At 34.6% G+C, this 14353-nt stretch carries 8 protein-coding genes; all 8 read right to left on the bottom strand.

All coding sequences use genetic code 11. From position 1 onward, the window contains the following. Positions 1-11 precede the first annotated feature (11 nt). From M4I23_RS12260 to M4I23_RS12225, 8 genes are read right to left on the bottom strand one after another with little or no spacing between them, the layout of a single operon-like run. Positions 12-2345, bottom strand: a complete 2334-nt coding sequence (locus M4I23_RS12260) for a GH92 family glycosyl hydrolase (RefSeq protein WP_249754574.1) — start codon at positions 2343-2345, stop codon at positions 12-14. Positions 2346-2368: 23 nt separating this feature from the next. After that, positions 2369-3856 (bottom strand): arylsulfatase, encoded by a 1488-nt coding sequence (locus tag M4I23_RS12255; protein ID WP_249754573.1) that lies wholly within the window; start codon positions 3854-3856, stop codon positions 2369-2371. Positions 3857-3861: 5 nt separating this feature from the next. Then, a complete protein-coding gene (locus M4I23_RS12250) occupies positions 3862-5715 on the bottom strand; it encodes a beta-N-acetylhexosaminidase (RefSeq protein ID WP_249754572.1) in 1854 nt (617 codons plus the stop codon). A 2-nt stretch (positions 5716-5717) separates the two neighbouring features. Then, complete coding sequence (locus tag M4I23_RS12245; RefSeq protein ID WP_249754571.1) at positions 5718-6506, bottom strand: SGNH/GDSL hydrolase family protein; 789 nt, start codon at positions 6504-6506, stop codon at positions 5718-5720. 12 nt (positions 6507-6518) lie between these two features. Further along, entirely contained in the window at positions 6519-7955 is a 1437-nt protein-coding gene (locus M4I23_RS12240; protein WP_249754570.1) for a hypothetical protein, read from the bottom strand. Between the two features lie 10 nt (positions 7956-7965). Then, positions 7966-10656 carry a glycoside hydrolase family 3 protein gene (locus M4I23_RS12235; RefSeq protein ID WP_249754569.1) on the bottom strand — a complete coding sequence of 897 codons (2691 nt, stop codon included), beginning with the start codon at positions 10654-10656 and terminating at the stop codon, positions 7966-7968. Between the two features lie 7 nt (positions 10657-10663). Continuing rightward, complete coding sequence (locus tag M4I23_RS12230) at positions 10664-12034, bottom strand: sulfatase (RefSeq protein ID WP_249754568.1); 1371 nt, start codon at positions 12032-12034, stop codon at positions 10664-10666. A 21-nt stretch (positions 12035-12055) separates the two neighbouring features. Further along, positions 12056-14350, bottom strand: a complete 2295-nt coding sequence (locus M4I23_RS12225) for a glycoside hydrolase N-terminal domain-containing protein (RefSeq protein WP_249754567.1) — start codon at positions 14348-14350, stop codon at positions 12056-12058. Positions 14351-14353: the final 3 nt, after the last annotated feature.

The raw sequence follows: 14353 nt of genomic DNA, 5'->3' as shown, positions 1-14353 counted from the left end.
ATAAAATATTCTTAATTTAATTTTGGTTCAGGTCCCATTTGCATTTCTAAAACACCTCCTTGAGTAATCTCTTCGTGCGAAATCCAAAATCTATCCAATGTTTTTCCATTCAATGTCATCGATTGTATATAAATGTTTTCTTCTGAATTATTATTGGCAATAATTTTAAAAGTCTTTCCAGTGTAATATTTACTGTCTAGTTTAATTTCAATATCACTAAAAACAGGACTTGTTATTTGATATTTATTATCTCCTGGGTTTATAGGATGAATTCCTATTGAAGCCAAGACATACCAAGCAGACATTTGCCCTACATCTTCATTCCCACATAATCCATACGCATCGGTTCCATAAGCATTGCTACAAATTTTACGGGTATATTTTTGTGTTAAATACGGTACACCAGCTTCGTTTAACATAAAAGGCACATGGTGTACGGGTTCGTTTGGATGATTGTAATAGTTGTTCCAAAGGAAATCTTCAGGTGTGTTTTCAAAGAAGGAAACCAATTCATTTTTAAACGCTTCTTCTCCACCCATCAATTCTTTTAATCCATCAATATCATGTGGTACAAACCAACCTTGTTGGTAGGGATTACTCTCTATACAACCTTGCCCATGCACTGTTTTCCCTTTCCATTCTAGCCAAGTTCCTGTGCTATCTTTTGCTCTAAACCAGTTCACCTCATCGTTCCAAATATTCTTGTAATTTTTACTTTTCTTAAAGTATTTATCTGCAATAGAATCTTTACCTAAAGATTTAGCAAGTGTGGATAAAGCCCAATCTGAATATGCATACTCTAAGGTTTTAGAAATATGCTTATTTGAATAGCCTAACTCACCATTCCCTGTATTATTGACAGTATTTAACGAATATTGAAATGCTTTTTCTACATCGTAATTACGAATTCCTTTTTGGTAAGCATCATTAATAACAGATACCGCAGGATTCCCCAACATAACCCCAGAATACGAGTTTAACATTTCCCAACGTGGTAAATATTCACGTCCGCTTAATTCTGCCATTTGTAATAATGAATTAATTTCATCATTTACTAAAGATGGATTGAGAATGGTTTGTAAAGGAAATTGAGAACGAAAAACATCCCAACCACTAAAAATAGTACGATACGTAAAATTGTTAGTTTGGTGTACTTTTTTATCGGCTCCCATATAATTTCCGTTAACATCTGAAAAAGCCCGAGGATCAATCAACGTATGATAAAGTGATGTATAAAAAATAGTTTTCTCTGCATCGGTTCCGCCTTCAACTGAAATATTCGCTATAGCTTTACTCCAACTATCACGAGCTTCCTGTCTTACTTTATCAAAATCCCAATGATTAATATCGTGTTCTAAATTTTCTTTAGCACCTGCAACACTCACAAATGAAATTCCACTTTTTAATAAAACGTCTTCACCTGCTTTAGTATCGAAATTCGTGTAAAAACCTAAATGCTTTCCTTGCATTTCAGTTTTATCTGTATAAATTTTTGCGCTTTTTATTGAATCTTGATAGTTATCTTTTCTAATCCAACGCATTTTTCGTTTTACATCGGGTAAATCTGCACTCCAAATGCCGTAATCTTTTAAAGGCTTACTAAACTGACAATAGAAATACACAACGTAATCTGCATTACCAGCACCAGCGCCCCAACCACCACCTTCTGGCGGACATTTCATCCAACCTTCAATCGTGTTTTCGTTTACTATTTTTATGTATTGTTCTGTTGATGTACCACCAACTCTTCGTGCTAAATCTATTTGTATACGAGAACTATCACTTTCAGGATATGTAAAACGAATAATTCCTGCTCTCGGTGCTGAAGTTAATTCTGCTTTTACTTTATAATCATCTAAAGTCACTGCGTAATAACCCGCTTCTGTAGTTTCTGTTTCATGAGAAAAACGAGAACGATAACCACTTTCCGGATCTTTGGCCACACCTCTATTAGTTTGTAATTTACCAACGGTTGGTGTTACTAAAAAATTACCTAAATCTCCAAACCAACCAATACCACTCATGTGCGTAAAGCTGAAACCTTCAATCGTGGAGTGTGCATAAGAATATCCAGGACCATTATCGCCATCTGAAACCGTATCTGGACTTAATTGTACTAAACCAAATGGTGTGGCAGCACCAGGAAATGTTTTTCCAAAACCATGGGCATCTTTCGACTTCTTTCCATAAGTAATGGCACCTATAATAGGATCTATATAATCTACGGCTTCTTTTCCGTTTTCATCAACATCTTTACTTTTTGTTGAAGGTTTGCAAGATGTAGCTATTAGCACACTTAAAGTTAAACAGAAATAAACCGATATTTTCATTTTCTCAATTTTCATAGACCCTTTTATTCTTTTAATACTTAATGTCCTGATTTCTTAACAGTCTTCCCTTTTTTGTAAATATCTACAGTAACATCATTTTGTTGTAACGCCCCAGAAGTTGTTCTTCCATTTTCAACAATTTCTTTTAATTGTGCCGTCATTTTTTTAACAAGCTTCGAATGTTTATCATACACATTAATGGTTTCTTCAACATCTTTTTTCATATTATACAACTGAATATCCGGATAGTTTTCATCGATAGCTTTATTATCTGTTGGACTACTCCATCCACCAGAACCCGGCGTTAATTCTAATTTCCATTTTTTATTACGGAGAGAAAATTTTCCATTTATAGAATGATGTACCACCACATTATAATCCGTTTTTGCTTTTTTATTCTCTAACATGGGTAAAATACTATATGAGTCTACACCTTCATTTACTCCTAAATCTACTCCTGCAATTTCTGCTGAAGTGGCCATTAAGCTCGTTTGACAAATTAGCTTATCATTTTTAGAATTGGCTTCAATCTTCCCTGGCCATCTCACTATAAAAGGTATACGGTGTGCTCCTTCCCAAATATCAGATTTATATCCTCTAAAATTCGCACTTGGGTAATGCCCGAATTCTTTCTCTAATTTCCCTGCTTTTGCAACAGGAGCAGAACAGCCATTATCACTTGTAAAGAAAACTAATGTATTCTCTGCTATCCCATTTTTTTCTAAAGCCTCAAGTACACGCCCCACAACATCATCGGTTTCCATAACAAAATCTGCGTAAGCACCCATACCACTTTTACCTTGCCAAGCTTCAGAAGGTACAACCGGACTATGTGGAGAATTTAACGCTAAATACATAAAGAAAGGTTCTTCTGTTTTAGATGCCTTTGCTATATAATCTTCTGCATGATCACCCAAAAATTGTAACATTTTTATTGGTGGCATTTTATCGACTACTTTATCATCTTCAATCACTGTTTGCATAACTCTAGAATGGTGAAAACCAATATAAGAATCGAAACCGCGTGAAACTGGCCCGTTTGGCACCGTTGATCCAATTGCTGGGCCTACAACTTTTTTACCATCGTAAACCTGAACGGGGTTTCCCTCATCATCAATAAATTTAAATCCAAGATGCCACTTACCAATAGCTGCTGTTTTATATCCCGCTTTTTTAAGCATTTTTGGAACGGTCATTAAATCTTCTGCTATTAAAGGCTCTAATTCATCTCCACTAGCTAAAACACCATGCTGTAACCTTGAACGCCAAGAATAACGCCCGGTTAAAATAGCATATCGCGATGGCGTACAAACTGCTGAAGCCGAATGCGCATCGGTAAACGTCATAGATTCTTTTGCAAAAGCATCAATTTTTGGTGTTAAAATCTTTCCTCTTTCTGGATTTAAAACTTGTACATCTCCATAGCCTAAATCATCACAAATGATGTAAAGTATATTGGGTTTTTGCTGTGCTGATGCATAAGTAGCAATCAACATAAATAATACTATTAATTTTGAAATCTTCATGCTCATTATTTTAATCTTACTTCCGTTATTTCTCCTAATAAATCACCTGTTTTATTAAACAAACCTGCTTTTAAAAGTGATTTTGGTGTTGCTGTAAAATCACCTTCATATTTAGTTGCTTTTATGGTTGGATCATCACCATTTGTGGTATAATAAATATCGTAACCAACAGCTTCAGTTTCTAAATACACAATCGCTTTACTGTGTAATTGGTCTATTCCAAATGCTGGATATACAGTAAATAAACTCTTAGCAACATTGACATTTTCTCGTTTTAACCGCTCAAAATGAGATGTTTCTAAGGCATGTTGAAAACGCTCCCAATTTTTAACTTTTGGATTGCTCCAAGATACTTCGGCACTAGCTAAAGTTCTTGGGTATAACATGTATTCAAAATGTTCTTCAGTTGGTGTAAATTCTCCCCATAAAGAGGCTTGATTCCCTAAAACTAAACGCGCTTCTTCCGGAGTTAATTCTTCTGGAACAGGTTCATGATTATAAACTACTGATAAAGGCAATACTGAATTTGGCCCTTCTGGCTCCATAATGGTTGGCCCTTGAACGCGGCTAATATAAGAATGCAAGTAAGACGTCATTATTGTTGGATAACCTTCTCTTGGAGCTTGTAATTCTGGTGTGTGTTTACCTCTACGCCACGCCATAATAGTTGCACCTTTAACACCATTACCACTTAAAACCTCATCCCAACCAATCATAGTTTTGTTTTGAGCAGTTACAATTTTATGCATTCTCTGAATAAAATAACTTTGTAACTCTTCTTCGTCTTTTAAGTTGTTATCTTCTTTAACTTTTTGGCAATGCGGACATTTTTTCCAATTGCTTTTGTTACACTCATCTCCTCCAATATGTAAATAGTTTGATGGAAATAATGCAGCGACTTCTTTAATCACGTCTTCAAGAAATTCATAGGTTGTTTCTTTACCAGCACAAAGTGCATTGTCTGGTGCTTTACCACCAACGGCAACTTCAAAATTCACTCCTTCTGGTACCTCATCATAACAAAATAAATGTGGGTACGCTGCTATTAAAGCTTTACTGTGCGCAGGAACATCTATTTCTGGTATAATTTCTACATTTCTAGTTTTAGCATAAGCGATAATATCTTTTAAATCTTCTTGTGTGTAAAAACCGCCAACCGTTTTGGGTTCATCTGCAGTAGCATGTTCTCTACTCCACCAAGCTATTCCTGTTCTATCTGCTCTCCAAGCTCCTTTTTTCGTTAGGTTCGGATATTTTTTAATTTCAATTCTCCAACCTTGATCATCGGTTAAATGCAAGTGAAAAATATTTATTTTATATGAAGACAAAACATCGATTTGCTTTAACACAAATGCTTTCGTTTGAAAATGACGCGATACATCTAATAAAACACCTCTCCAATGAAAACGCGGATTATCAGTCACCATCATACTTGGAATTGCAGTTGCTCCATTAGCCCCAACAGGAATAGCTTGTCTTAACGTTTGAAAACCATTAAATAAACCTGCATAATCTTTCGCTTTAATAATGATTTTTTCTGTTGAAATTTCTAAAACATAACCTTCAGGATCTATAGAAGCATCTTTAACTTTCTGAAAAAGTATATAATTTGAATTTACTTTTGTTTTACCCTTATGAATAGAGATATCTAAACCTGTATCCTTAGCCAATTCTGAAGTAACAATAGATTGTAAATCTGTAATATATTTTGAAGGTACATATACTTTAGTATCGCTATTTAAATGAAACCCTCCTGAAGTAAACACGACAGATTCTGGTTGTGGAATAAATGAATTCTCTTGGGCCTTTACTAATATAGAAAAGAAAAAAATTGATATAAAAAACACTATTTTATTCATACTTATAAATTTTCTGTAATAATTTTTGTTACCTGTTTTCCTTGTGCTTTTTTTCCTAAAGTATTATAATGCACATTATGCGGTTTTATATGCCAATCTTTTGCATTGGGTTTTGTAAAAGCATACAAATCGTTAATTTGAATAGATGGATAATTTGCCAACACTTCTAATGCTGCGGTATTATACGTTATACTATCTCTAGAAATTCTACCATCTGCCCCTTCTTCAGGAACGGCTGTTGTGGTAGCAAAAATCAATTTTGCTTTTGGAAACTCTGTTTGTAGGTACTTACAAATGGTATCTAAATTAGATTTATAAACAGCGATACTACTTACTTGTTTTCCGTTTTCTATATCAAGTTTACCATCTTTAAGATATTTTAAATCGTGCAAACCAACGTTAAAATGAATCACGTCCCAATTAAAATCCCAGCCACCCTTTAAATACGGTTGAAACATGGTTTCTTTAAGTTTTTTCATTTTAGGAATGAATCTATCACTAGACTGACCATTACTATAAATTCTAAAAACATTAGCCTTATTTACTAACCCTTGCCTTACAGTTGGCGTATAACCAATAGAAATTGAATCGCCATAAAGCAATATATTTGGAAGTTTTTTATTCGGATTTACATACTTAAAAGCCTCACCTTTATCAGCAAGTTTTTTCCATGCTTCTCTAGATGTTTCTTCATCGTAATTATTACCAAAAAAATTAATTGAAGCACAAGAAGTAGCACCTATAAAAATAGATGTTGCTCCTAAATACTTTACAAAACTTCTTCTATTCATCTTTATAAAATTTTATAAACTAACAGTTAAAGTGTTAAAAGATTTGGCTTCTAATAAAGTCCTTACTTTTTTATCTTTAATATTAAATTGAAATTCTTGATTTTCTTCAGCACTATTATACGCCAGAATAACAACTTCGTTTTTTACTTTATTGTAAAATACAATGGCATTATCATCATTCCCTTTTGTTGCTAATTTCACAGATCCTGGTGCTACAAAAGCGCTTAAATGTTTCATTAAGTAAAATTCAGGATTGTATGTAATCCCTTTTGTTTTACTATCAATAGAAATCATTGAGTTTTGTTTCCAACCCCATTGGCTTTTTCCTGTTTCATCTAAAACCATATTCCAGTACATATAAGAATTTGCACCATTTTTAAAATAATGTTTCATAAGGTCGAAAGTATGCTCTGCAGATTTCCAATCGTTAGAACCATCACCACATTCTGTTTCTGTTTGCATTAATTGCATTTCTGGATATTCAGCATGTACAGCTTCAATAGCGCCTTTTCCTGCCCATTGAAAACCAACACCTGTTACATATTCTTTTGTGTTTTTATATTCTAAAACATCTTCTACACGCTCAATTTGAGGACGCTCTACAGTACCTAACCAAATTTCAGCATCTAATTTATCTGCTTTAAATTTAGGGCCTAAATAATCTGCGATGAAAACCCCTAAATCTTTAGGATCCCAAACACATGATGGAAAATTTTGAGCCGAATTATATTCATTCTGAACATGCACTGCACTTATATCTATACCTTCTTTATCGTAAGCTTGAACAAATTTTGAAAAGTATAAAGCATAGGCTTCAAAATATTCTGGTTCTGTTATAAAACGAGACACCAATTCTTCTGTATTACTTAATTCTAAAGGCAAATCATTAAATTCAGGGTTTGCTTTACACGCATAATGTTTGCTATGCTTCATCCATGAAGGCGGACACCAAGGCGACGCCCAAACAGCAACATCTGGGTTAATTTTTTGTGCTTCTTTTATATATGGAATTAAACGTTTTTTATCTCTATCAATAGAAAAGTTCTCCATGGCAAAATCACCTTCAGTTTCATTAAAACTATACCAATCTACGGCATAATCATTAGCACCAATAGGCATTCTACATAAGTTAAATTTAGATCCTGTTTCTTGATTAAATAAATCGTTTAAAATTTGTTGTTTCTCTTCTGGAGTTATCATACCTAAAGCATCCCAACCTAACTCATTAAAACAACCACCAAAACCAGTAATTTCTTGTTCTTGTGCTTCTGTATCGATATCAATAACAACATCTGAAGCTATCTCTTCTACGCTTTGATTGTATGTTTTTGTATTCCAAACTGTATCTTCAGTACTGCTAACCCATGCAACAGTTAAACCTTTCTCTTCTTCTTTACAAGATGAAAATACTACTAAAGCTATTAATACAAGTGCTTTTATATTTTTCATTATACTTTACTTATTTTACAGTTAAAACTTCTCTTAAACGAATATCTTTTGATGATGCTCCAATCATAATTCTGAAATCACCAGCTTCTACTAATCTTTTTAAATCTTTATCTAACATAGACAACTCATCTGGGCCTAATTCGAAAGTCACTTTTTGAGATTCTCCAGCCTTTAAGTTGATACGTGTAAAGCCTTTTAATTCTTTTATTGGACGAGATACTGAAGCTAATTCATCACGGATATATAATTGCACAACCTCATCGCCAGCAACAGAACCATTATTTCTAACCGTACAAGTAACCCGTACAGTTTCCGTTGGTGCAATATTATTTTTACTGAATTCTAAATTTGAATATTCAAAAGACGTATAACTTAAACCGTAACCAAAAGGAAATAATGGTTGACCTGTTAAATTGTGATAGTTATCACCTCTACCTGTTGGTTTGTTGTTATAATATAACGGACATTGTGCTTCATCTACGGGGAATGTTATAGGTAAACGTCCTGCAGGATTTTCATCTCCAAAAAGAATATCTGCAAAACCATTTCCTCCATTTTCGCCAGCATACCAAGCCATAATAATACCGTCCACATCATTAATCCAGTTCGCCATGGTAATCGCGCTACCACCAACTAAGACAACTACGGTAGGTTTTCCTGTTTTAGCCACTGCTTTAATAAGTGCTTCTTGGTGACCAGGTAAAGCTAATAACGCACGGTCTCTAAATTCCCCTTCGTGAATTCCTGCAAAAACCACAGCAACATCACTTTTTTCTGCTAAAGCAACTGCATCAGCTATTTCTTGTTCCCATGCATCTTGAACATCGGCATCCCAAACTAATTTGAATTTTGCATTTCCAGCAGATTCGTAGAATTCAATTTTCACATCGTATTCTTTACCTTTTTCAAAAGAAAATTCTTTTAAAATTGTATTGTACGATTGTTTTTGCCAGTTATCAATAATCAATTTACCACCTAAATACATGCGGTAACCATCGTTACCTTCAATACCAACATTAAAAACACCTGTTTTAGTCGCTTTTATTTTTCCTGTCCATCGCACAGAGAACCAATCGTAAGCCAAATCTTCATGAGGTGAAAACAGTGTCCAACCAAAACTTACTTTCTTGTCAATACGTTCCACTTTTGGTGTGCCGCTTAATTTAATATTATCAAAATAATCACCTTTTAAACCTGCTACTTTTTTACCATCTTTAATTGTAGATAAATTAACAGATGCTATGGGCTTGTATTTTACTTCTGTTAATGCAACACCTTTTGCATATTCAATATTTTGTGCTCCAATTTTGTTAGCAACACCATCGTACATAGAAACTAAATCGTTTCCTGGTCCGCTGTAGCCACCTAATCTCACTGTTTTTACATCATGACCAATAAGTGCTACTTTTTTTGTAGATTTTTTAACTGGTAAAACGTCATTAGTATTCTTTAATAACACCATTGATTTTGAAGCCGCTTTTTTAGCTAACTCACGGTGTGATTTATGTCCATTCCATACTGCTGCTTGTTTTGCATCTACATAAGGATCTTCGAATAAACCTAACTCAAACTTAGCTGTCAAGATTCTACTTACCGCTTCATCAATCGCTTTAATATCTACCATACCGTTCTCGTAAGCTTCCCAAAATAATGGGTAGTGGTTATAATTGGTTTGGAACATAACATCTAAGCCAGCTTCAACAGCATCTTCTGTAGCTTCGGCATAATTAGCGGCTGTAAAATGTAGAACATTAGCACCACCTGTAGCACCAGCATCAGAAATAACAAAGCCATTAAAACCCCATTCTTCTTTAAGCTTCGTACGTAATAACCATTCGTTAGATGTACAAGGTGTACCGTCTAATGAATTATAAGATGTCATAACCGAACGAGCACCTGCTTCCTTAAAAACAGCTTTGAACGCTGGAAAATAAATTTCTTCTAGCAAACGCTCATTAAAACTAATTGGGTAGCTATCACGACCACCAGCACCTACATTGGCAACAAAATGTTTAGGTGTTGTAATGACACCAGCATTTTCAAACTGACTGATAAAAGACACACCCATTCTAGAGGTTAAATATGGGTCTTCCCCATAAGTTTCTTCAACACGTCCCCAACGTACATCGCGAGCAATGTTTAAAACAGGAGATAGTATTTGACGAATACCTCTTGTTTTAGTTTCTTTAGTAATAGCACTTGCAACTTCACCAACTAAATCCGTATCCCAAGTAGATGCTAAAGCAATAGCTTGCGGAAAAGTTGTTGCTCCATCACGAGCTAAACCGTGCAGCGCTTCGTTAAAAGGAATGATAGGAATACCTAAACGTGTTTCTTCTAAAAAGTACTTTTGAAGTTCGTTAATCTCTCTAGCCATATTGGCTGCAGTTCCAGTAGAACCATAGTCCATAATCTGCTCGGCTGCGTTATCATTTAATCCTTTTGACGAAATTTGAAATCCGAATATACCATGCTTCAATTTATCTTTCCCAATTTTTAAATCTCCAGGAATCATAAACATTTGCCAGAACTTCTCTTCTAAAGTCATTCTACTCAATAAATCGCTTACACGTTCTGCAACTGGTAATTTCGGGTTTTTATAAGGTGGATCTTTTTTAGCGGAAAACGCTAGCGATACTGTTAAGATTCCTCCTAAACACACTAATACTAAAACCGTTTTGATGTTACTAATTCTCTTCATCTATATTTTAATTAAACTGGTGTTGGTTTTTTTTCAAATCTTCATCAAACGCCGTCATCATCTTTTGTAATTTTTTTACAATTTTCGGATTAGCTGCTGCGACATTTTTACTTTCAGAAATATCATCTCTAAGGTTATATAGCGCTACACAATCCTTTGTAATACGCAATTTCCAATCGCCTTTTCTAACAGCTTGAAGTTCATTTTTTAAATAATAATAAAACCCATCTTTTTCGTGTGGGGATTTTGCTTTTTCTACTCCAGAGAGTAAAGACCAAATATTTTTCCCATCCATAGGTTTATCCGACATTTTAGCCCCTGTTAAATGTGCTATGGTTGGCAACAAATCTATTGTTGATGCAACTTCATTAGAAACAAGTCCTTCTTTTATTTTTCCTTTCCACTGCGCTATCATCGGTACACGCATGCCTCCTTCTAAAGTTTGAGATTTAAAACCTCTCAATGGTAATGCACTTCCGCCTTGCTTATCTTTTAAATCCCAAGGTCCATTATCCGAAGTAAAAACAACCAATGTATTTTCATCTAATCCTAAAGATTTTAAGGTTTCTAAAATAGTTCCCATACTCCAATCTATTTCCTCAACAGCATCACCATATAATCCTCTTGCACTTTTTCCTTTAAACTTAGGAGAAGCATATAAAGGGACATGCGGCATGGTTTGCGCTAAGTATAAAAAGAATGGTTTGTCTTTATTCTCTGTAATAAATTCTACCGCTTTTTCAGTATATCGTTGTGTTATTGACGATTGATCTACAGGATATTCAATAACCTCGTTTTGTTCTAATAAAGGTACGCGTCTCCCTCTCCATTTTACTTGACGAAGACTATCGATAGTCATCCCTTCTCTGAAAACAATATCTTTAGAAACTTTTGATTTTGGATTAACAGACATATCATTACTAAACGGAATGCCATAGTATGAATCGAAACCTTGAGAGGTTGGTAAATATTGTTCTTCATCTCCTAAATGCCATTTCCCTATACAAGCCGTGGCATAACCTTCTGTTTTAAGCATATCGGCAATAGTCATTTCTTTATTTGATAAACCACCTGGTAAATTTGGCCAAAACACATCTGGCACTCCAACTCGTGGTGGATAAGAACCGGTAAGTAAAGCAGCTCTTGATGGTGAACATACAGAAGAAGCTGCGTAAAAATCTGTAAATTTAATACCTTCAGCAGCCATTTTATCTAGGTTTGGCGTTTTAATTAATGGAGAACCAAAAACACCAACATCCTGATACCCTTGATCGTCTGTAAAAAATATAATCACGTTAGGCTTAGGTTGTTTTTCTTGCGCAAATAGACTAAGATTACAACTAATAAATGCTATTATGATACCTATTATAAACTTCATAAATGCTGTGATTTTAACTTCTTATTTTTTATTTAAAAAGCCATCAAACGCATACGCTTTTCCTGCTTCTGTTTTAAATTCTATTTCTTTATCCTTATAAACCAATTTACAAGACTGTCCTTTTTTAGATAGAACACTTACCCTTTTTAATTCTGAATTTCCCCATTCAAACGACAACTCAAAACCACCTCTAGCAACAATACCTTTTACTTCTCCATCGGCTAAAGCATCTGGTAAAGCAGGTAATAATTCTATTTTGTCTAAATGACTTTGTAGTAACATTTCTAAGATACCCGAAGCGCCACCGAAGTTACCATCAATTTGGAATGGTGGATGCGCATCAAAAAGATTGGGATAAGACCCACCTCTTATTTTTCGTTCAGGAATTTCTGCCGGACTTAGTAATACATTCAATAATTTATAAGCGCGGTTGCCATCTTTAAAACGAGACCAGAAATTAACTTTCCAAGCTAAACTCCAACCTGTTCCGTTATCTCCTCGAAATTCTAAAGATTGTTTTGCAGCCTTCATTAATTCTGGAGTCTCTTCATAATTTATTTCACTTCCTGGATATACTGCCCATAAATGCGATACATGTCTGTGATGACTTTCTGGGTTATCTTTATCTTCCAACCATTCTTGTAATTGCCCATATTTACCTATTTGGTTTGGCGCAATTTTAGGAATCATAGCTGTTAATTTTTCAGCGAAAGCTTCATCTGTTTTTAATATTGAAGACGCTTCAACTACACTTTTAAAAAGTGCTCTTATTATTTGATGATCCATAGTTGGCCCAGCCACTAGACCACCAATTTCTGGCGATGTAGATGGTGTACTTATTAGGTAACCCGTTTTTGGATCTTCTACTAAAAAATCGGTATAAAATTGCGCCGATTCTTTCATTAAAGTATAGTTATTCTTTAAAAAAGTTTCATCTTTTGTAAATAAATAGTGTTCCCAAATATGAGAGCAAAGCCACGCACTACCAGATAACCAAAGTCCGTGATTAGAGTGGTTTACCGGTGCAGCACCTCTCCAAATATCAACGTTGTGGTGTACATTCCAACCCTTAGCACCATAATGTTCTTTAGCTACGTTTTTTCCGGTTTCAGAAACATCTTTTATAAAATCGAAAAGCGGTTCGTGACATTCACTAAGGTTTGCAATTTCAACTGGCCAATAATTCATTTCTAAATTAATATTGGTGGTGTAACTACTAAACCATGGTGGTGTTAATTTATCATTCCAAATACCTTGTAATGTTGGCGGTTTAGTTCCGGGACGGCTACTGGCTATCATTAAATAACGGGCATATTGTACGTAAAGTGCAATTAATTGCGGATCGCTTGGGTTTTTCCAGAAGTCGAAAATACGTTTATCGGTGGTGTTTGCCGATTTTCCATTATCACCAAAATCAATATCAAAACGATTATACAGAGATTGATAATCTTTTAGATGTTTCTTTTTTACTTTTTTGTAATTTTCTGAAACAACATCTGCTAAAGTTTTTTGAGTGATTTTTTCAGGGTTTCCCGAAACATCATCATATTTAATATAGTTGGTTGCTGCTGTTAAATATATGGTTGCTTTTGATGCATTCGAAATTTGAAGTTTCCCGTTTACAGTTTCAATAGTACCATTAGTTTTAATGTTTAAAGTAGCAACACCTCTTAGTGCTCCATCTTTAACTTGAACCCTTAAGGTTTGTGTATTTCCAAAGGTTTCTAACGTTTTATCTTCGTGAAGGGCATCTAACCATAAATCGAAATTAAGAGCTTTAGACTTACTCGAAGTTAGATTAATAGCAATAATTTGAGATGGGTAACTAGAAAAGACTTCTCTTTTAAAATCAACGCCATTTACAGAATAAGAAACTTTGCTAATAGCTTCTTCTATGTTTAGTTCCCGTGTGTAATTTTTATAGTTTTCATGGCCTTTAAAAGCAATGTAAATATCACCAAAAGGTTGGTAAGGCTTTTGTTTTAAAGGCGTGCTCATAAACTCTTGCATCGCTAAGTTTTGAGCATCTACTTGTTTGCCATCTGTTAATAATTGGCGAATAGTATCTAAATATTTATAAGCCCCTTTATGTGCATAATCATGTGGTTTTCCTGCCCAAAGTGTTTCTTCGTTAAACTGAATATGTTCTTCGGAAACACCACCAAAAATCATAGCGCCAAGGCTACCATTTCCTATAGGTAAAGCTTCGGTCCATTTTTCAGCAGGAGACTCATAAGATAATTTATGAGCTCCTTGAGCTTGCCCGTGGTTCACGGACAAGCAAAAGCAACTTATTGCAACTACAAATCTTAACATATT

The sequence above is a fragment of the Algibacter sp. L4_22 genome, assembly GCF_023473045.1.
Classification (GTDB): Bacteria; Bacteroidota; Bacteroidia; order Flavobacteriales; family Flavobacteriaceae; genus Algibacter.
Note: the sequence above shows the minus strand (reverse complement) of the source record. Positions and strands in the feature narration are given on the sequence as shown.

Bases quoted from the DNA above. Each gene is read 5' to 3' on its own strand.
- M4I23_RS12250 (WP_249754572.1), bottom strand. From the start codon at position 5,715: ATGAATAAAATAGTGTTTTTTATATCAATTTTTTTCTTTTCTATATTA.
- M4I23_RS12230 (WP_249754568.1), bottom strand. From the start codon at position 12,034: ATGAAGTTTATAATAGGTATCATAATAGCATTTATTAGTTGTAATCTT.
- M4I23_RS12240 (WP_249754570.1), bottom strand. From the start codon at position 7,955: ATGAAAAATATAAAAGCACTTGTATTAATAGCTTTAGTAGTATTTTCA.
- M4I23_RS12245 (WP_249754571.1), bottom strand. From the start codon at position 6,506: ATGAATAGAAGAAGTTTTGTAAAGTATTTAGGAGCAACATCTATTTTT.
- M4I23_RS12235 (WP_249754569.1), bottom strand. From the start codon at position 10,656: ATGAAGAGAATTAGTAACATCAAAACGGTTTTAGTATTAGTGTGTTTA.
- M4I23_RS12260 (WP_249754574.1), bottom strand. From the start codon at position 2,345: ATGAAAATTGAGAAAATGAAAATATCGGTTTATTTCTGTTTAACTTTA.
- M4I23_RS12255 (WP_249754573.1), bottom strand. From the start codon at position 3,856: ATGAAGATTTCAAAATTAATAGTATTATTTATGTTGATTGCTACTTAT.
- M4I23_RS12225 (WP_249754567.1), bottom strand. From the start codon at position 14,350: ATGTTAAGATTTGTAGTTGCAATAAGTTGCTTTTGCTTGTCCGTGAAC.